We start from the raw sequence: 19,101 nt of genomic DNA, 5'->3' as shown, positions 1-19,101 counted from the left end.
CTTTTTTGTGGGGGTGGTTGGTGCGGGGGGTGTGGTACGGGGTTGTTGTTTGAGAACTACATAGTGGACGCGAGCATCTGACACGGGCAGGCCTTTGTGCTTGTTTGTGTCTACAGCAATTTCTTTTTATGAACCTGGCCCTTGTGGCCTGGTTCTCTCGAGAAGTTTTTTGATCTTTGTGTGGTCAAGTTTTTAAGGGCACACGGTGGATGCCTTGGCATTAGGAGCCGAAGAAGGACGTAGGAATCTGCGATAAGCCTGGGGGAGTTGATAACCGAACGTTGATCCCAGGATGTCCGAATGGGGAAACCCCGCCAGACGCTGTGAGGTGATCTGGTGACCCGCATCTGAACACATAGGGTGCGTGGGGGGAACGCGGGGAAGTGAAACATCTCAGTACCCGCAGGAAGAGAAAACAAGAGTGATTCCGTTAGTAGTGGCGAGCGAACGCGGATGAGGCTAAACCGTTCCATGTGTGATAGCCGGCGGGCGTTGCATGGGCGGGGTTGTGGGACTTTCCGTGCTGGTTCTGCCGGACCGGTGGGGTGAGAGCATGGACATAGGTGAACGGTCTTGAAAGGCCGGCCGTAGAGGGTGGGAGCCCCGTAACCGTAATGTTGTGTGCCGCCTGGAGAGGATCCCAAGTAGCACGGGGCCCGAGAAATCCCGTGCGAATCTGTCAGGACCACCTGATAAGCCTAAATACTTCCTAATGACCGATAGCGGACCAGTACCGTGAGGGAAAGGTGAAAAGTACCCCGGGAGGGGAGTGAAACAGTACCTGAAACCGTGTGCTTACAATCCGTCGGAGCAGCCTTGTAGTTGTGACGGCGTGCCTTTTGAAGAATGAGCCTGCGAGTTAGTGTTACGTCGCGAGGTTAACCCGTGTGGGGTAGCCGTAGCGAAAGCGAGTCTGAACAGGGCGATCGTAGTGGCGTGATCTAGACCCGAAGCGGAGTGATCTACCCATGGCCAGGTTGAAGCGACGGTAAGACGTCGTGGAGGACCGAACCCACTTCAGTTGAAAATGGAGGGGATGAGCTGTGGGTAGGGGTGAAAGGCCAATCAAACTCCGTGATAGCTGGTTCTCCCCGAAATGCATTTAGGTGCAGCGTTGCGTGTTTCTTGCCGGAGGTAGAGCTACTGGATGGCCGATGGGCCCTACAAGGTTACTGACGTCAGCCAAACTCCGAATGCCGGTAAGTGAGAGCGCAGCAGTGAGACTGTGGGGGATAAGCTTCATAGTCGAGAGGGAAACAGCCCAGACCACCAACTAAGGCCCCTAAGCGTGTGCTAAGTGGGAAAGGATGTGGAGTTGCGAAGACAACCAGGAGGTTGGCTTAGAAGCAGCCATCCTTGAAAGAGTGCGTAATAGCTCACTGGTCAAGTGATTCCGCGCCGACAATGTAGCGGGGCTCAAGTACACCGCCGAAGTTGTGGATTTCAGATAGTAGACAAGCCTTCGTGGTTCAGTCGTCTGGAGTGGTAGGGGAGCGTCGTGTGGGCGGTGAAGTCGCGGTGTAAACCAGCGGTGGAGCCTACACGAGTGAGAATGCAGGCATGAGTAGCGAAAGACGGGTGAGAAACCCGTCCGCCGAATGATCAAGGGTTCCAGGGTCAAGCTAATCTGCCCTGGGTAAGTCGGGACCTAAGGCGAGGCCGACAGGCGTAGTCGATGGACAACGGGTTGATATTCCCGTACCGGCGAAGGACCGCCCATGCCAAGCGGGGGATACTAACCGCCCGGAGCCTGCCCAAGCACCCTTGTGGTGTGCGGGTTTTGGCCGAGCGCGGGACCTGATCCCGGGAGGTAAGCGTATTAACAGGTGTGACGCAGGAAGGTAGCCGGGCCGGGCGATGGTTGCCCCGGTCTAAGGATGTAGGGTCAGCGATAGGCAAATCCGTCGCTGTGTCTTTGATGACGATCCTGAGATCTGACGGGACCCCCTTGCGGGGGGATCCGGTGATCCTATGCTGCCTAGAAAAGCATCGACGCGAGGTCCCAGCCGCCCGTACCCCAAACCGACACAGGTGATCAGGTAGAGAATACCAAGGCGATCGAGAGAATTATGGTTAAGGAACTCGGCAAAATGCCCCCGTAACTTCGGGAGAAGGGGGGCCCCAACCTTGAACACCACTTGCTGGTGGGAGGGGATCGGGGCCGCAGAGACCAGGGGGAAGCGACTGTTTACTAAAAACACAGGTCCGTGCGAAGTCGCAAGACGATGTATACGGACTGACTCCTGCCCGGTGCTGGAAGGTTAAGAGGACCGGTTAGCCGCAAGGCGAAGCTGAGAATTCAAGCCCCAGTAAACGGCGGTGGTAACTATAACCATCCTAAGGTAGCGAAATTCCTTGTCGGGTAAGTTCCGACCTGCACGAATGGAGTAACGACTTCCCCGCTGTCTCAACCATAAACTCGGCGAAATTGCAGTACGAGTAAAGATGCTCGTTACGCGCAGCAGGACGGAAAGACCCCGAGACCTTTACTATAGTTTGGTATTGGTGTTCGGAGTGGCTTGTGTAGGATAGGTGGGAGACGTTGAAGCCCGGACGCCAGTCCGGGTGGAGTCATCGTTGAAATACCACTCTGGTCACTTTGGACATCTAACTTCGGCCCGTGATCCGGGTCAGGGACAGTGCCTGATGGGTAGTTTAACTGGGGCGGTTGCCTCCTAAAAAGTAACGGAGGCGCCCAAAGGTTCCCTCAGCCTGGTTGGCAATCAGGTGTCGAGTGTAAGTGCACAAGGGAGCTTGACTGTGAGAGAGACATCTCAAGCAGGGACGAAAGTCGGGACTAGTGATCCGGCGGTACATTGTGGAATGGCCGTCGCTCAACGGATAAAAGGTACCTCGGGGATAACAGGCTGATCTTGCCCAAGAGTCCATATCGACGGCATGGTTTGGCACCTCGATGTCGGCTCGTCGCATCCTGGGGCTGGAGTAGGTCCCAAGGGTTGGGCTGTTCGCCCATTAAAGCGGTACGCGAGCTGGGTTTAGAACGTCGTGAGACAGTTCGGTCCCTATCCGCTGCGCGCGCAGGAAATTTGAGAAGGGCTGTCCTTAGTACGAGAGGACCGGGACGGACGAACCTCTGGTGTGTCAGTTGTACTGCCAAGTGCACCGCTGATTAGCTACGTTCGGATGGGATAACCGCTGAAAGCATCTAAGCGGGAAGCTCGCTTCAAGATGAGATTTCCATGCACCTCGTGTGTGAGAGGCCCCCAGCCAGACCACTGGGTTGATAGGCCGGATGTGGAAGACAGGACCAAAGACTGTTGAAGCTGACCGGTACTAATAGGCCGACAACTTACACCACACAAACACAACACTGCTTGCGTCCACTATGTGGTTCCCGGACAACAAACACCCGTCACGGCTGTTTGCCCGTTCCAGGAACCAACACAACTGAATAACAACACCACAATGTTGTAACCAGTCTTCCCACACCACCACCCCCCGCAGGGTGCGGCGGTGACGGGCAACAGGGTTACGGCGGTCATAGCGTGGGGGAAACGCCCGGTCCCATTCCGAACCCGGAAGCTAAGACCCACAGCGCCGATGGTACTGCACCCGGGAGGGTGTGGGAGAGTAGGACACCGCCGGACAACCATCCAGGTCGAGACCCCCCAACCACCACCATGGTGGCCGGGGGGTCTCCCGCATTTAAACACCCACCACAACTGCAGAAGCGTCCGGCCAGGACCGGCTATAGGTGAGCGAGCGCCGGGTCAGGACCGGCCATAAGTGAGCGAGCGTCCGGCCGGAAGGCCCCAAAGCTGCAGGAGCGTCCGGTCAGGACCCGCCATAGCTGAGCGAGCGTCCGGCCGGAAGGCCCCAAAGCTGCAGGAGCGTCCGGTCAGGACCCGCCATAGCTGAGCGAGCGTCCGGTCGGGACCTTGAGCTGGACCCGCAGGCTAGCCCGAGAAGAAGTCGGAAAGCTCGGCGATGAGTTTGTCGGGTGCCCGGATCACTCCGTCGTGGCCGTGGCCAGGCAGGATGGTGTAGCTCGATCCGGAGAGGACGTCGTGGATCTGACCGCACGCCACCCCGAAGTATGCCGGGCTCTTTTCGCCCACCACAATGAGCGTCTCCAGCGGGAGCTCGAGGAATGGTTCTGCGGGCATGTCGGCGGCGATGACCGCCTTTATCTCGCGTACGCCGGCCTGCATGAGTTCGCGCATTTGTTTGCCCATGGGGGTGCCAGACGTCAGCTTGTTGACGAGGGTCAGCATGGAGAGCGGCATCCGGGCAAACGCACCCTCGGTTTCGACGCCCTTCACCAGCACTGCGAGCCCTCGGTCAAAGTCTCCGGCCGCCGTCGCGCGCTCATATTCGCTCGTCCACCCGGCCTTCACGCTGTGGTTGACGGAAACTGCGGGGTCGTAGACCGCCAGGCGCTCCACGGGCAGCGTGCGTGCCGCGTGCAGCGCCACTGCGCCTCCGAAGCTGTGCCCGAAGACATCGGTGCAAGACGTGTGCTTCATGATCTCGGCAAGATCCCGGATGTCCACGTCGAGGGTGTAGTCGTCCGGCTGCGGTGACGATTCGCCGCGGCCCCGGCGGTTGAAAGTGTGGACTGGGCGGCCAAGGGCGGCGCTGAGCTTTTGCGCAAACTTGGAGTAGTCTGCGGCGGTCACCATGGAGGCAGGCACGACGACGACGCCGGAGCCGGCAGCCGCCAGGTCACCGCCCGTCGTGAATAGCTCGAGGGTTCCGCCGTCGGCCGTTGTGATGTTCTCGCGCGTCATGCTTCGAGCCTAACGGAGCCGCAGGGTTCCGTCAGTCCTTGAAATAGCTGGAGATGTCCACCACAAGTTCCTTCGCCGCTGCCGGGATGGATCCGTGGAAGCCTTTTGGCGATACCACCAGCGAGCTTCCAGGAACCGCCGCGTACAGCCGTTCGGCGGCCACCTTGTAGTACTTGGGGCTCTTGCTACCCACCATGAACCGCGTGTTTCGAGGCAATACGGAGAAGTCCCGGGGGTGTGCGGCCTCGTCGTAGGCGGCTTTGAGTTCGGCCACGCCCGTTGGCATGAGTTCCTTGAGGACCTTGTTGACTTTCGTCCGGGAGACGATTGCCATGAGGCTGGCCAGGATGGGCTCCGGGACTCTGGCCAAGGCGGTGCCGGGCTGCATGCCCCGCTTCAACCGGGCCATGGCATGTCCCACATTTCCGCTATCTACGGCCTGGGCAAAGCCGTCCAGCCAGCCGGTGTCCATACTGCCGTCGATGTTGACTGCGGCATCGTAGACGGCAACTTTGTTCGGCTCGTAGCTTGTTCCTGCAAACTCCTGCACGGCGTTCAGTGCCACGGATCCGCCAAGGCTGTGGCCAAGGATGTTTCTGGCGCCCGTTGCGTCCATGATGCTGCGGACGTCCGCGATCTCCGTGGCCATTGAGTAGTTTGCGGGCAGCTCCGTCGAGCTGCCCCGGCCTCGGCGGTCGAAGACGTCAACCGCCCAGCCCCCGCCGAGTCCACTGGCCAGCGCCATGGAGAAGGGACGGTACATGAGTGCGGTCAGAAATGCGCCGCCAATGAGCACGACGCGGCGCTCTCCGGGCGCATCCACGGTGCCGTAACTGTACAAGGCCAGCTTGCCGCCGTCGGGAGTAGGGACCTCACGTTCTCTCACCGTTTCATCCTAGGGTGCCGACGTCGGCGTCCCCGGGGCCTTGGCGAGGTAGCGGGCGATTCTCACCGCGAGCTGCTTCCCCGGCCGGAGGGGACCCTCATGGAACTGCAGGGGGACTATCGCGAAGTCCACCACTGGGATGGCTGCGGCGAGCAGCCGGCCGGTTTCGGCAAAGTAGGACGGGCTCCAGCCGCCACTGAGCATCAGGGTCGGCGTTTTCATCTCCGCATAGTCTTGGATGTGCGAGTCAGCCTCGATGATCGCGCGCATCTCGGACACCGCCGTCGGCAACAGTTCCCTCATCTCGGATCCCAACCTGGTCTTGGCGCAGAGGATGCTGAGCACCCGCAGCGCTCCGAGCGGCAAGTAGGAAATCGGACCGGCGGTAGCAAGCCCCTGGACCAAATGCGCCCATGCGTGGTCAAGTTGGCCAGCTGTGACTGCTTCTTCCAGTTGCGGACGCCAACGCCCGTTCAGGCTCCCGGACAGGGAAACTGCAGCGTCGTAAGTGACGAGCCGTGAAATGGGTGCGCGCAGGGCTGCTTGGAATGCCACGAATCCGCCATAGCTGTGCCCAACAACGTCCGTGGAGCCACTGGCCTCCATCACGGCAAGAAGGTCGCTGGTTTCAGTCGCGGCGGAGTAGTCGGGCGGCTGCGGCGCCGAGCGGCCGCGGCCGCGCCGGTTGTAGGAATGCACCGGCCGGCCAAGGAGGACACTGAGGTTCCTGGCGAATGGCCAGTAGAGGGAATCGGTCACCAAGGTGCCGTGGACAAGTACGACGCCGGGTCCCTCAGCCACGCTCGGCGCGCCGGGAATGGAGGCTGCGGCCCCGGGACGGAAGGAATGCACCTCAAGGTGACCGCCGCCGTCGTTCGTTTCAACTGTCCATGTCTCCACAGCCCGAGTCTATGTCGCCGGCCGCCGGGGGCGAGGGTAGGGAACTCCAAGGAATCCCCGGTAAACTTGGGGATTGTGACTTCCGCAAACACCCCAGCCCAGCACAACGCCGCAGAGCCCGCCGACGCCAGCGAACAGATGCGTATCCGCATGGAAAAGCGCAGCAAGCTGATCGAACGCGGTGCCGAGGCCTACCCGGTGGGTGTTGAGCGGACGCATTCCCTCGCCGAGATCCGCGAGAAGTACGCGCATCTCCAGGCTGACGAGACCACCGGCGACACCGTGGGCATCACTGGCCGGGTCGTGTTCGTGCGCAATACCGGCAAGCTCTGCTTCGCCACCCTGCAGGAAGGCGGGGTAGACGGGAAGGGCGTACGCCTGCAGGCCATGCTCAGCCTGGCGAACGTCGGCGAGGAGACCCTCGCGGACTGGAAGGCGCTGGTGGACCTCGGAGACCACGTTTTCATCAAGGGCGAGGTCATTTCATCCCGACGCGGCGAGCTGTCCGTCCTGGCCAACTCTTGGTCCATGGCCTCCAAGGCATTGCGCCCGCTGCCGGTGCTGCACGCTGAACTCAATGAGGAGACCCGCGTCAGGCAGCGCTACGTGGACCTGATGGTCCGCGATGAAGCCCGGGAGATGGTCTACACCCGTGCGGCGATTACCCGCTCGGTGCGCGACACCTTGGACCGTCGTGGCTATGTCGAGGTGGAGACGCCCATCCTGCAGCTGGTCCACGGTGGTGCTACGGCCCGTCCGTTCGAGACGCACATGAATGCCTTCGACCAGAAGATGACGTTGCGCATCGCCACCGAGCTCTTCCTCAAGCGCGCCGTAGTGGGCGGAATTGACCGCGTTTACGACATGGGCCGCGTCTTCCGTAACGAAGGTGTCGATTCCACCCACAGCCCGGAATTCACCACCTTGGAATGCTACGAGGCGTGGGCAGACCAGTTCGTCATGGCCGAGCGGATGAAGGAAATCATCCTCAACGTCGCCGACGTCGTGGGTACCCGCACCATCCAGACGGACGCCGGAGAGATTGACCTCGACGGCGAATGGGCCTGGGTTGCCGTCTACCCGGGGCTCTCCGAGGCGATTGGCGAAGAGATCACGCCTGAGACCACGGTGGCGGAACTGCTGGCGATTGCCGCCAAGCACGAAGTCAAGGTGGATCCCAAGTGGGATGCCGAAAAGCTGGTGGTCGAACTGTTCGGTGAGATCGTCGAGCCCACGCTGCTCAACCCCACCTTCGTCTACAACTACCCGCCCTCCGCGCAGCCCCTCGCCCGCCCGCATCGGGAGGACGGCCGCTTGATTGAGGCTTGGGACCTCATCATCGGTGGCATGGAACGCGGCACCGCCTTCTCAGAGCTGATCGACCCCGTCATCCAGCGCGAACGGCTCACTGAGCAGTCACGCCGATCGGCCGCCGGCGACGTCGAAGCCATGCACTTGGATGAGGACTTCCTCCGAGCCCTTGAGTACGGTGCTCCGCCCATGGGCGGCATCGGCCTGGGCATCGACCGCTTGGTCATGCTGTTCACCGGAGCAGGCATCCGGGAAACCATCTTGTTCCCACTCCTCAAGCCCGAAGGGCACTGACTATGGAATACATTGCCGTTCTTGCGCCGTCCGTTGTTGTCGGGCTTCTCTTTTGGTTTGCCATGAAGGCTATCTTCAACGCGGACAAATCAGAGCGCCAAGCAGAAGCACGGGCCCAGGAAGAAGCCGGTTCCGGAATTGCGAACCCGGCGGGCGACGGTTCAACGCCTGCCAAATAGCTCTTTCCGGGGCCGCTCCCCAAGATTTAATAGAGGCTTTGACGATCTGCCATGCCCTGGACGATAATGTTTAATTAGTAGTTCAGCTATTCTGCATATCCGGCCCCCTCCAAAAGAGAGTCTTTTCATGGCACAGAAAGTCAAAATTATCCTCGTTGACGACCTGGATGAGGGCTCCGCGGATGAAACTGTCCGTTTCGGCCTTGACGGAGTCAGTTACGAAATGGACCTGTCCAGTGCCAACGCTGGCAAGCTGCGGGACGCTCTCGGGCCGTTCGTAGCCAAAGCGCGCAAAACTTCGACCGGTCGTGCAACGCGCAGCCGCGTTGCCGCAGGGAGAAACCAGGACTCCGCACAGATCCGTCAATGGGCGCGTGAGAACGGTTATACCGTAAACAGCCGTGGCCGCATTCAGGCCGAAATTCAGGAAGCCTACCAGAAGGCCAATTCCTGACACGAAGTATCAATACCCCGGCCCTAGGGCCGGGGTATTGTCATTTCCCCACCCGTTTCGTCCGGCGGCCGGTATCAGTTTGACTGACCGGCTCGCGCTATTTATCGGAAGGCATGGGGCAGGCTGTGAATGTCGGGTATGAAGTGACGACGTTCGCTGGGAACAACGACGGCTGGTAGCCGGCCCGCGACGGCGGTAGAGGGAGCCTCCGCTTGGCTGTGGAGCATGGTGTTCAGTCCACCAGAGCCATGCCAAGGACGCTCCATGGCGTGAGTGAACTTATTCCCGGTGCGCCCATGTTTCCCCTGTGGCGAACACGCCCCAAAATTCCTGCGTTGCCACGTAGCATCAAAGTACGTCGTAGCTAGGAGTGTGGCGAAATGTTTGAGAGATTTACGGACCGTGCCCGTCGCGTTGTTGTGCTTGCCCAAGAAGAGGCACGCATGCTCAACCACAACTACATCGGTACCGAGCACATCCTCTTGGGTCTGATCCACGAGGGTGAAGGCGTTGCCGCCAAGGCGCTTGAGTCCCTGAGCATTTCGCTCGATGGCGTCCGCGAGCAGGTACAGGAGATCATCGGCCAGGGCCAGCAAGCCCCGTCCGGTCACATCCCCTTCACCCCGCGTGCCAAGAAGGTACTTGAGCTTTCGCTCCGCGAAGCCCTGCAGCTCGGCCACAACTACATCGGTACCGAGCACATCCTGCTGGGCCTCATCCGTGAGGGCGAAGGGGTTGCCGCGCAGGTGCTCGTCAAGCTTGGCGCGGACCTCAACCGGGTCCGCCAGCAGGTCATCCAGCTGCTCTCCGGCTACCAGGGTAAGGAAGCCGCAGGCCCCGGCTCAGGACCTGGCCAGCAGGAAGGCACTCCGGCTGGTTCGGTGGTGCTGGACCAGTTCGGCCGCAACCTCACCCAGGCCGCGCGCGAAAACAAGCTCGATCCGGTGATCGGCCGCGAGCTGGAGATGGAACGCGTCATGCAGGTCCTCTCCCGCCGCACCAAGAACAACCCCGTCCTGATCGGCGAGCCCGGCGTCGGCAAGACCGCCGTCGTCGAAGGCCTCGCCCAGGCGATCGTCCGCGGGGACGTCCCGGAAACCATCAAGGACAAGCAGCTTTACACGCTTGACCTCGGTTCCCTGGTGGCTGGTTCCCGCTACCGCGGTGACTTCGAAGAGCGGCTGAAGAAGGTCCTCAAGGAAATCCGCACCCGCGGCGACATCATCCTCTTCATCGACGAGATCCACACCCTCGTGGGCGCCGGTGCGGCAGAGGGTGCCATCGATGCCGCGTCGATCCTTAAGCCGATGCTGGCCCGTGGCGAACTCCAGACCATCGGTGCCACCACGCTGGATGAGTACCGCAAGCACATCGAGAAGGATGCCGCCCTGGAGCGCCGCTTCCAGCCGATCCAGGTCAAGGAGCCTTCCGTCGCGCATGCGATCGAGATCCTCAAGGGCCTGCGTGACCGCTACGAAGCGCACCACCGCGTGACCATCACCGACGGTGCCCTTGCTTCAGCGGCAACGCTGGCCGAGCGCTACATTTCGGACCGCTTCCTGCCGGACAAGGCGATCGACCTGATCGACGAAGCCGGTGCCCGCCTGCGCATTCGCCGTATGACGGCTCCGCCGGAGCTCAAGGCCATGGATGAGCGAATCGCCGAAGTGAAGATGGAGAAGGAATCCGCCATCGACGCCCAGGACTTCGAAGGCGCCGCCTCGCTGCGCGACAAGGAGCAGAAGCTCATTGCCGAGCGTGCCGAAAAGGAACGCAACTGGAAGTCCGGCGGCATGGACGATATCTCCGAGGTAGACGAAGACCTGATTGCCGAAGTTCTCGCGAACTCAACCGGCATCCCGGTCTTCAAGCTCACTGAGGAAGAGTCTTCCCGCCTGCTGAAAATGGAAGACGAGTTGCACAAGCGCGTCGTTGGCCAAGACGAGGCCATCCGTGCCCTCTCCCAGGCCATCCGCCGCACCCGTGCAGGTCTCAAGGACCCCAAGCGTCCGGGCGGTTCGTTCATCTTCGCTGGCCCCACCGGCGTCGGCAAGACCGAACTCGCCAAGGCCCTCGCCGAATTCCTGTTTGGTGAAGAGGATGCCCTCATCACGTTGGACATGTCCGAATACTCCGAGAAGCACACGGTTTCGCGTCTCTTCGGGGCCCCTCCGGGCTACGTCGGCTACGAAGAGGGCGGGCAGCTGACCGAGAAGGTCCGCCGTCGTCCGTTCTCCGTGGTGCTGTTCGATGAAGTGGAGAAGGCCCACGCCGATCTCTTCAACTCGCTGCTGCAGATCCTGGAAGATGGTCGCCTGACCGACTCCCAGGGCCGCGTGGTGGACTTCAAGAACACCGTGATCATCATGACCACCAACCTGGGAACCCGCGATATTTCCAAGAGCGTGGCGACCGGCTTCCAGTCCGGCACGGACACCACCACCGGCTACAACCGGATGCGGGCACGGGTCACGGAAGAGCTCAAGCAGCACTTCCGCCCCGAGTTCCTCAACCGCGTTGACGACGTCGTGGTGTTCCCGCAGCTCACGCAGGACGAGATCATCGAGATCGTCGACCTGTTCGTCACGCGCCTCGAGGCACGCCTCAAGGACAAGGACATGGGCCTCGAACTCACCACGGCCGCCAAGGTGCTCCTGGCCACGCGTGGCTACGATCCCGCGATGGGTGCCCGGCCTCTGCGCCGCACCATCCAGCGCGAGATCGAGGACCAGCTCTCCGAGAAGATCCTCTTCGGCGAACTGCACCCGGGCGACATCGTGGTGGTTGACGTGGACGGCGAAGGAGACGACGCCAAGTTCACGTTCGCCGGCAATGCCAAGCCGCGCATCCCGGAAATCGCTCCGAGCGCCTAAGCTCCGACTCAAAAGCCCCGTCCGTTCCGAAAGGAATGGATGGGGCTTTTGCGTTCCCGAACTCCGAGGTTCGAACCGGCTCTGGGTAAACCCCCGGAATATCTGAAAGCACTGTTTCACTCTTAGTGAACCTTCTGTGATCTGGCGCACATTGCGTGTTGAATCGGAGCATGGATTCGAATGCCTCAGAGACCCCGAGCACACACCCCGAAACTCCTTTCCACGATCTCGACCACTACCTGGCCATCCCCCGGGTTGGCGGCCTGGCTCTTAGCCCGGATGGAAGCCGCCTGGTCACGACGGTTTCCACCCTCAACGCCAAGGGCACGGAATACGTGACGGCTCTTTGGGAACTCGATCCTGCGGGGAAGAAGCACGCGCGCCGCATCACGCGCAGCACCAAAGGCGAGACCGGCGCGGTGTTTGCCGCCAACGGTGACCTCTACTTCACTTCGGCCCGCCCCGACCCAGACAGCCCTGAGGCCGATCCGGTGAGCGCTTTGTGGCTCCTCCCGGCAGACGGCGGGGAGGCCCGGGTGGTGCACTCCCGCGCAGGCGGCGTCGGAGGCGTCATGGCCGCGTCAGCCTCTGATGCCACCTTCGTGACCGCCTCGGTCCTGGCCGGTTCCACCGATGAGGAAAATGATGAGGAGCGGCGCAAGAGCCGCAAGGACAACAAAGTGGCGGCCATTCTGCACACCGGCTACCCGGTTCGCTACTGGGACGCCGATCTGGGCCCGGCTCAGCCCAGGCTGTTTGCCGTGGAAAACGGGGACCTGGCTGAATCCGGAAAGCCCGCGACCGTGGACGCTATTGCGCCCCTGAAGCTGCGCAATCTGACTCCCGACGTCGGCGGCAACCTCCGCAACACCCACGCGGTGGTCAGTCCTGACGGCAACACGATCTACACGAGTCTGGCCAAGCCGCTCTCGAAGGCCGATACGCGCTTTGTGCTCGCCGCCGTCGACGTCGCCTCTGGCTCCCTCAAGGTGCTTTTGGACCAGGAGGGGATGAGCTATTTCCCGGGGCCGGTCAGCCCTGACAGCAACAGGATTGCGGTCGTTAGCGAGAGTGACAGCACTCCGGGGGCGGCGCCCCAGGTCAAGCTCCATATCTTGAACGTCGCGGCCGGAGAAACCCTTGACCTTGAGCCGATCGCACCCGGTTGGGACCGCTGGGGCAGTCCTGCGGCTTGGCTCCCGGATGCGCGCTCGCTCCTCGTCACAGCCGACGACGACGGCGCCGCGCCGGTCTTCCGGGTCAGCGTCGCTGACGGTACCGTCACCCGGGTGACGCAGGACGCGGCGGCGTACACCGACGTCGTGGTTTCCCCGGACGGGCTGAGCGCCTTCGCGCTGCGAAGTTCTTACGAATTCCCGGCGGAAGCCGTGCGGATCGACCTCGCGACGGGGGACGTGGAGCGACTCCCCGCGCCGGCCCAGCGCCCCAAGATCAAGGGTTCGTTGGAGCGGGTGGAGACCGCGGCGGTGGACGGCTCGCGGGTTCCGGCCTACCTGGCACTGCCGGAAGGGGCCTCGGAGGCGAATCAGGCGCCCCTGCTGCTGTGGATCCACGGGGGACCCCTGGGCTCATGGAATGCCTGGACCTGGCGGTGGAACCCGTGGCTGCTCGTGTCGAAGGGGTACGCCGTACTGCTGCCCGACCCCGCATTGTCCACCGGGTACGGGCAAAAATACATCCAGCGCGGCTGGGGTGAATGGGGCAAGGCTCCGTTTACGGACCTTATGGCTATCACCGACGCGGTGATCCAGCGGCCCGACATTGACCAGACGCGGACTGCCGCGATGGGTGGGTCGTTCGGCGGATATATGGCCAACTGGGTGGCCGGACAGACGGACCGTTTCAAAGCGATCGTGACCCACGCCAGTTTGTGGGCCCTGGACCAGTTCGGCCCCACCACGGACGCTTCGCAGTATTGGCTCAAGGAAATGACCGCGGAGATGGCTATGGAGAATTCGCCGCATCTCCATGTTGGAAAGATCAATACGCCAATGCTGGTGATCCACGGTGACAAGGACTACCGGGTGCCCATCGGCGAAGGCCTGAGGCTTTGGTACGAACTGCTCTCCAGCTCCGGGCTACCTGCCGACGACAACGGCGAGACCCAACACCGCTTCTTGTATTTCCCGGACGAGAACCATTGGATCCTGCAGCCGCAGCACGCCAAGGTCTGGTACGGCGTGGTGGAGCACTTCCTGGCTAAGCAGGTACTGGGGCAAGACGTCCCCGTTCCTGAGGAACTGGGGCTATAGACGCCTCCGGCTCGGAGGCTGGTGCGGAAAGTCGCCCCGAGCGCGGGGGTAACCGTTCCAGCCTCCCTCGCCTCGTAAGATTGGGCTGTGACTTCGACGTTCAGTATCCGCCCTGCCCGTACCGGTGATGTTGCCGCGATCAAAAGGCTTGTAGCCCCGCTGGCAGAGCAGCGAATCCTGATGGCCAAGGAGACCGTGGCCTACTACGAAAGCCTTCAGGAGTTCCGGATTGCCGAATCGTCCGACGGCGAGGTGATCGGTTGCGGGGCTTTGCACGTGATGTGGGAGGACCTGGCCGAGGTGCGCACCTTGGCGGCGGACGACAATTGGCGCGGCAAGGGCGTGGGCCACGTCCTTGTCCAGCAGCTGCTGGAGGACGCGCGCGCCTTGGGCGTTGCCCGGGTTTTCTGCCTGACGTTTGAAGTGGACTTCTTCAAGCGCCACGGATTCGAAGTCATGGCGGACCAATCAGCAGTTGACCCCCAGGTCTATTCGGAATTGCTCCGCTCCCATGACGAAGGCGTGGCCGAGTTCCTCGATCTGGCACGGGTGAAGCCCAACACCCTGGGCAACACCCGCATGATCAAGTTCCTCTAGCCCCCGGTATTTCTCGCGGGTTCCGTAATGTCCCAGGCATCAAGTCTTTACGTATATCAACTTGATGTATAAACTGTTCGAGGCTCGGTTGCGGCGGGCCAACCACACTGTGGAGGCGAGAAATGAAGTACCACGTTATGTTTCCGGACTTTTCAGGTTTCCAGATAGACATGCCGCGCCATGGCTCCACATCGGAGTCGCGCAAGCGGGGGACCGGGGGTTGCATGCGGGAAGCGTGCACCGGTCTCTGGCCGGACTCGTTGGCCAAGGGCGTAACAGCCCAGGACCCCAGTGCCGGCCGATTGATGGTTGGCGGGCCGCCGCACTAACGCGGGCGCGCTAACGCCGCCGCACTAACAAGGTGCAAACCGGAACGTTTCAGAAGGGACGGCCATTGGGGGCTGTCCCTTCTGCGTTTCCGGGTTCGCAGCTTCCGGATACGGAACCATTCCCCTACCGTGCCCGGGGCGCTGGTAGTAGGGTCAGATCACCTACCAGCCACGCCCCAGGAGCACGTCATGAAAAAGCTCATCAACGATCCCCGTTCCGTGGTGGATGAGTCCGTCGAGGGATTTGGCATGGCCCATGCCGAGCTCGTGGACGTCCATACGGATCCCATCTTCGTCGTCCGAAAAGGCGCGCCCGTGGCCGGCAAAGTGGCGCTGGTGTCGGGAGGAGGGAGCGGCCATGAGCCACTTCATGCCGGTTTTGTTGGGCACGGAATGCTCGACGCCGCCGTGCCGGGTGCCGTCTTCACCTCGCCGACGCCTGACCAGATCATTCCGGCCACTGCGGCAGTCGACTCGGGGGCCGGCGTCTTGCACATCGTGAAGAACTACACCGGTGACGTCCTGAATTTCGAGACAGCGGCGGAGATGGCCCAGGCCGAAGGAATCAGCGTCCGCACGGTTCTCGTCAACGACGACGTCGCGGTGGAAGATTCGCTATACACCGCAGGCCGGCGCGGCGTGGGAGGCACCGTGCTGGTGGAAAAGATTGCCGGAGCGGCCGCCGAACGGGGGGATTCGCTGGACGCCGTCGCGGGAGTGGCAGAAGGGGTTGTCCGCAACGTGCGCACTATGGGCGTGGCCTTGTCCGGCTGCACCGTTCCGCATGCCGGGGTGCCTAGCTTTGAGCTTGCTGATGACGAAATTGAAATCGGAATCGGGATTCACGGTGAGCCTGGCAGACACCGGATCGCCATGGAGAGCGCCGACGCCATCACTGGCCGCTTGTTGGATCCAGTCCTGGACGACCTGGCGATCAGAGCCGGTGAAGAAGTGCTGCTCTTCGTCAACGGCATGGGTGGTACGCCCCTCAGCGAGCTGTACATTGTTTACCGGCGGGCGGCCCAGATCCTCGCGGAAAGAGGAGCCAAAGTGGAGCGCTCGCTGGTGGGCAACTACGTCACGTCGCTTGAGATGCAGGGCTGCTCCATATCGGTGCTGCGGCTCGACGACGAACTGACTGCCCTGTGGGATGCGCCCGTCCACACTCCGGCCCTGCGTTGGGGGATGTGACTGTGCGTCTGGGGGTCGACTGGGCGGTTCAATGGCTGACGCTCTCCGCGCGGCTCATGTCCGAGCATCGTGAGGAGCTGATTGCGTTGGACCGTGCGATTGGCGACTCTGACCACGGCGAAAACATGGACCGCGGATTCCAGGCCGTCATGGAGAAGCTTGCCCAAACTCCGCCGGAAACACCTGGGGCAGCACTGAAGCTGGCCGCGATGGCCCTGATGTCCAAGGTGGGCGGGGCAGCCGGCCCGTTGTACGGAACCGCGTATCTTCGGGCAGCCACGGCACTCGGAGAGAGCTCGGAGATTGACGCTGCGGCGCTCGCTGGAGCATTGACCGCGGCACGTGACGGAATTGTCGCCCGCGGCAAGGCGGAGCTGGGCGATAAAACCATGGTGGATGCGTGGTCCCCGGCCGTCGAAGCAGCGGATGAGGTCCTGGTAGCCGGCGGGGATGCCGTGGCCGTGCTGGCGGCTGCAGCCGAGGCCGCCGAGGTGGGCGCCGTGACAACAGATCCCCTGGTGGCGCGCAAGGGCAGGGCAAGCTACCTCGGTGAACGCAGCGCGGGCCACCGTGACCCCGGGGCCGCGTCTTCGGCGCTCTTGCTGCGGGCAGCTGCCACAGCCGCGGGGTTCCCCGAGGTGGCCGCTGAATGACGGTGGCCCTGGTGGTGGTCTCGCACAGCCGGAAGATCGCGGAAGGCGCGGTGGAATTAGCCGCACAGATGGCCCCAGATGTGAGGTTCTACGCGGTGGGTGGAACGGATGATGGCCGGATTGGCACGGACTTAGAGAGAACAATCGCCGCATTCGAGGCCGGACTTGCGGAGGCTTCCGGGGACGGGGTGGTTGTACTGACGGACCTTGGCTCCGCAGTCATGACAGCGGAGTCAGCGGTGGAGTTCTGCAGTGAGCCGGACAGGGTTCTCCTTGCCGACGCCCCCTTGGTGGAAGGCCTCGTTGCCGCTGCCGTGGCCACCCAAGGTGGGGCTGCGGCTGCCAGCGTGAAGGCCGCTGCAGAATCGATTCGATTCGGTCCGGAGCCCACCTTTGACGCCGCGGGGTCGGCTCAATCCCAGGGCAGGGGTGAGCCGGCGGAAAGTGACGAATTCGAGCTCATCAACCCCATGGGAATGCACGCCAGGCCTGCTGCGAAAATTGCGGGTGGACTGGCGGGCCTGGACGTCGAGGCAACGGTGAACGGCGTCGATGGCACATCAATCATGGAACTCATGAGCCTTGCCGTCGGCCAGGGCGGCAAGCTCAGGATCGAGGCCTGGGGCAAAGATGCGTCGAAAGCCGTGAATTACGTCCGGCGACTCGTGGAACAGGGCTTCGGGGAGATCTGAGGGCGGTCCGGGAAAAGGAAGCGCAAGTGGCTCCTTCCGGTTTGGAAGGTCCTGGAGCTCATGCCTGGCGTAGACCGTTGGCGTCCAGCAAGAGGCTTGCCGCGATGACAGTGGGACACTGTTCGCCCCAGGGTTTGGCGCTCTTGGGGGTGAAGTCCAATGTCCTGAGCGGCAAGGATCCGCCGTTGGCGTTGGAACCCGTTACCTCGGCATTGATGGGCGACGCCGTCAGTGTCCCCATGTTCAGGAAACCGTAGCGTGTGCCATCCGGCGACGAAACGGCTGAGCACGCCCCCTCGGGTTCGGGACTGCAGGATTGAGGAACTGACACGCTGCCCGGGCGCAGCTCCAAATCGGCCTCACGGCATTTCCCGTCCTGGCACGCCTTCAAGTGCACGGTTTTGACGGTTGGAGCGTACTCTGCCTCAATAGTCAGGGACACCACCGGGGCCATGGCAATCGCCGGGCACACGGTCACCTGAGGCTGGCATCCCGAACCGAGCGCCGTCATGATCAATGCGATTATGGCCCACAACCTTCGCATAATTTGAGCGTATTCCCGCGGCGGCTGCCCGGACCGCCGTTCCGGCAACTGGCAGGTACATCGTTACAGACATCCATGGACCGTTGCAGCTCTGCGACCTCACGGCGCAAGGCCGCTACAAGGCGTTGCAGACGCCCAAAAAACCGGAGCGCCCGTGGCTGGCATCGTCGGGTACTGACTCAGGCTTGATTTCGGTGCTGTTGGTAGGGGAGCAGCGGGAAGGCGTTGAAGTGTATTTGGACCGGGCGGGAGCCTTCCTGCTCGCCTTCCTCGTCCAGTTCCGCGGCTAGACCTGCGATCTGGTCCCGGACACGTGTTGCGAGCTTTTCCAGTTGCCCCGGTGTCATCCGCAGGTTGAAGGTCGTGATGACCCCGGCGTCCTTCCATTCGCCGTCGGTGACCTGCCAGGCATTGTCGAGGAAGTCCATCAGCGCTTCCGTGCGCCGTTGGGCGAACTCTTTGGCGACCATCCGGACGGTCTCGTCGTCGGCCGGCGTCTCGGAGCTCTCGCCTGTATCCAACCCCACCGAGCCCCGGGAACGCTCCCACCAGCGTTCCCGGGAGGAGCCTTTGCCCTCGATTTCGTGCACGAATCCATGCTTGGCAAGTTGACGGAGGTGATAGCTCGTCACTCCGCTGGACTCGCCCAGGAGTGTGGCCAGGCTGGAGGAATTTTGGGATCCCTGGACCGTGAGCACCTCCAGAATCTCGATCCTTAGCGGGTGCGCGAGGGCTTTCAGGGAAGCCGAACCCATGATCCGGCTCTGTCGCTGGCCAGCGACAAAGCTTTCTTGATCCATGCCGGAGACGTCCATGAGACACAACTTACCATTGCATAGATTCCTTTGCAAAGCTTGGTCTGCAAAGGAATCTATGCAAATATTTGTTTGCAGGCGTCGTCAGAGCTGGATTTGGGGGCGGCCACTCGTGGCCGGAACGCGATGAAGGTTGACCCGGACCCGGGGCGCTGTCCTGGGTCGGGGTCAGATGCCGGTACCAAAGCGGCTGGTCTCGGCGAGTCATCAAAATCAATGAAGAAACGGAGCATCACATGGAAATCATCACCAAGGCACTCGGCGAGTCCAACGACAAGATCACCGCCTGGGCGTTCTCAAGCGAGTAATCCTCCACGGCAGTAGTCCTAGTCCGGCCTCGGCGGGGGAGTCGAAGAGTC

Annotated in this window: 14 protein-coding genes and 2 rRNA genes; 11 read left to right on the top strand and 5 right to left on the bottom strand. The window is 62.0% G+C overall.

What is annotated here, in order from left to right; genetic code table 11:
• The first annotated feature begins 182 nt into the window (after positions 1-182).
• Both AC3ANQ_RS22835 and rrf read left to right on the top strand, forming a co-directional pair.
• A 23S ribosomal RNA gene (locus AC3ANQ_RS22835) occupies positions 183-3,319 on the top strand.
• 172 nt (positions 3,320-3,491) lie between these two features.
• Positions 3,492-3,608: ribosomal RNA gene (rrf, locus tag AC3ANQ_RS22830) — 5S ribosomal RNA — on the top strand.
• Positions 3,609-3,917: 309 nt separating this feature from the next.
• On the opposite strand, the gene AC3ANQ_RS22825 is transcribed toward rrf, so the two are convergent.
• Genes AC3ANQ_RS22825 through AC3ANQ_RS22815 form a run of 3 tightly spaced genes read right to left on the bottom strand, consistent with a single transcriptional unit; the run spans position 3,918 to position 6,537 of the window.
• On the bottom strand, positions 3,918-4,751 hold the full coding sequence (locus AC3ANQ_RS22825; protein ID WP_488303150.1) for an alpha/beta fold hydrolase: 834 nt from the start codon (positions 4,749-4,751) through the stop codon (positions 3,918-3,920).
• Positions 4,752-4,782: 31 nt separating this feature from the next.
• Complete coding sequence (locus tag AC3ANQ_RS22820; RefSeq protein ID WP_488303149.1) at positions 4,783-5,637, bottom strand: alpha/beta fold hydrolase; 855 nt, start codon at positions 5,635-5,637, stop codon at positions 4,783-4,785.
• 9 nt (positions 5,638-5,646) lie between these two features.
• The gene (locus AC3ANQ_RS22815) at positions 5,647-6,537 is read right to left on the bottom strand and encodes an alpha/beta fold hydrolase (RefSeq protein WP_488303148.1); all 891 of its coding nucleotides are present in this window, start codon (positions 6,535-6,537) and stop codon (positions 5,647-5,649) included.
• 75 nt (positions 6,538-6,612) lie between these two features.
• On the opposite strand from AC3ANQ_RS22815, the gene lysS reads away from it, so the two are divergent.
• The 9 genes from lysS to dhaM all read left to right on the top strand — a co-directional run bounded on the left by lysS (position 6,613) and on the right by dhaM (position 17,383).
• Entirely contained in the window at positions 6,613-8,142 is a 1,530-nt protein-coding gene (lysS, locus tag AC3ANQ_RS22810; protein WP_488303147.1) for a lysine--tRNA ligase, read from the top strand.
• A gap of 2 nt (positions 8,143-8,144) precedes the next feature.
• Positions 8,145-8,321, top strand: coding sequence for a hypothetical protein (locus AC3ANQ_RS22805; protein ID WP_488303146.1), 177 nt, complete (start codon positions 8,145-8,147; stop codon positions 8,319-8,321).
• A 127-nt stretch (positions 8,322-8,448) separates the two neighbouring features.
• Positions 8,449-8,775: a histone-like nucleoid-structuring protein Lsr2 gene (locus AC3ANQ_RS22800; RefSeq protein WP_488303145.1), complete on the top strand. Its 327-nt coding sequence runs from the start codon at positions 8,449-8,451 to the stop codon at positions 8,773-8,775.
• 380 nt (positions 8,776-9,155) lie between these two features.
• Positions 9,156-11,648, top strand: a complete 2,493-nt coding sequence (locus AC3ANQ_RS22795; RefSeq protein WP_488303144.1) for an ATP-dependent Clp protease ATP-binding subunit — start codon at positions 9,156-9,158, stop codon at positions 11,646-11,648.
• Positions 11,649-11,818: 170 nt separating this feature from the next.
• The gene (locus AC3ANQ_RS22790) at positions 11,819-13,921 is read left to right on the top strand and encodes a S9 family peptidase (protein WP_488303143.1); all 2,103 of its coding nucleotides are present in this window, start codon (positions 11,819-11,821) and stop codon (positions 13,919-13,921) included.
• A gap of 87 nt (positions 13,922-14,008) precedes the next feature.
• Positions 14,009-14,518, top strand: coding sequence for an amino-acid N-acetyltransferase (locus AC3ANQ_RS22785; protein ID WP_488303142.1), 510 nt, complete (start codon positions 14,009-14,011; stop codon positions 14,516-14,518).
• Positions 14,519-15,036: 518 nt separating this feature from the next.
• A complete protein-coding gene (gene dhaK / locus AC3ANQ_RS22780; protein WP_268024133.1) occupies positions 15,037-16,038 on the top strand; it encodes a dihydroxyacetone kinase subunit DhaK in 1,002 nt (333 codons plus the stop codon).
• Between the two features lie 2 nt (positions 16,039-16,040).
• Complete coding sequence (gene dhaL, locus AC3ANQ_RS22775; protein ID WP_488303141.1) at positions 16,041-16,691, top strand: dihydroxyacetone kinase subunit DhaL; 651 nt, start codon at positions 16,041-16,043, stop codon at positions 16,689-16,691.
• A complete protein-coding gene (dhaM, locus tag AC3ANQ_RS22770; protein ID WP_488303140.1) occupies positions 16,688-17,383 on the top strand; it encodes a dihydroxyacetone kinase phosphoryl donor subunit DhaM in 696 nt (231 codons plus the stop codon). Before dhaL ends, dhaM begins: the two co-directional genes overlap by 4 nt.
• A gap of 58 nt (positions 17,384-17,441) precedes the next feature.
• On the opposite strand, the gene AC3ANQ_RS22765 is transcribed toward dhaM, so the two are convergent.
• Together AC3ANQ_RS22765 and AC3ANQ_RS22760 are read right to left on the bottom strand one after the other, a co-directional pair.
• Positions 17,442-17,927, bottom strand: coding sequence for a hypothetical protein (locus AC3ANQ_RS22765; RefSeq protein WP_488303139.1), 486 nt, complete (start codon positions 17,925-17,927; stop codon positions 17,442-17,444).
• A gap of 179 nt (positions 17,928-18,106) precedes the next feature.
• Positions 18,107-18,727, bottom strand: coding sequence for a helix-turn-helix domain-containing protein (locus tag AC3ANQ_RS22760; protein WP_488303138.1), 621 nt, complete (start codon positions 18,725-18,727; stop codon positions 18,107-18,109).
• Positions 18,728-19,101 lie beyond the last annotated feature (374 nt).

It is taken from the genome of Arthrobacter sp. DMZ02-1R (genome assembly GCF_057747935.1).
Note: the sequence above shows the minus strand (reverse complement) of the source record. Positions and strands in the feature narration are given on the sequence as shown.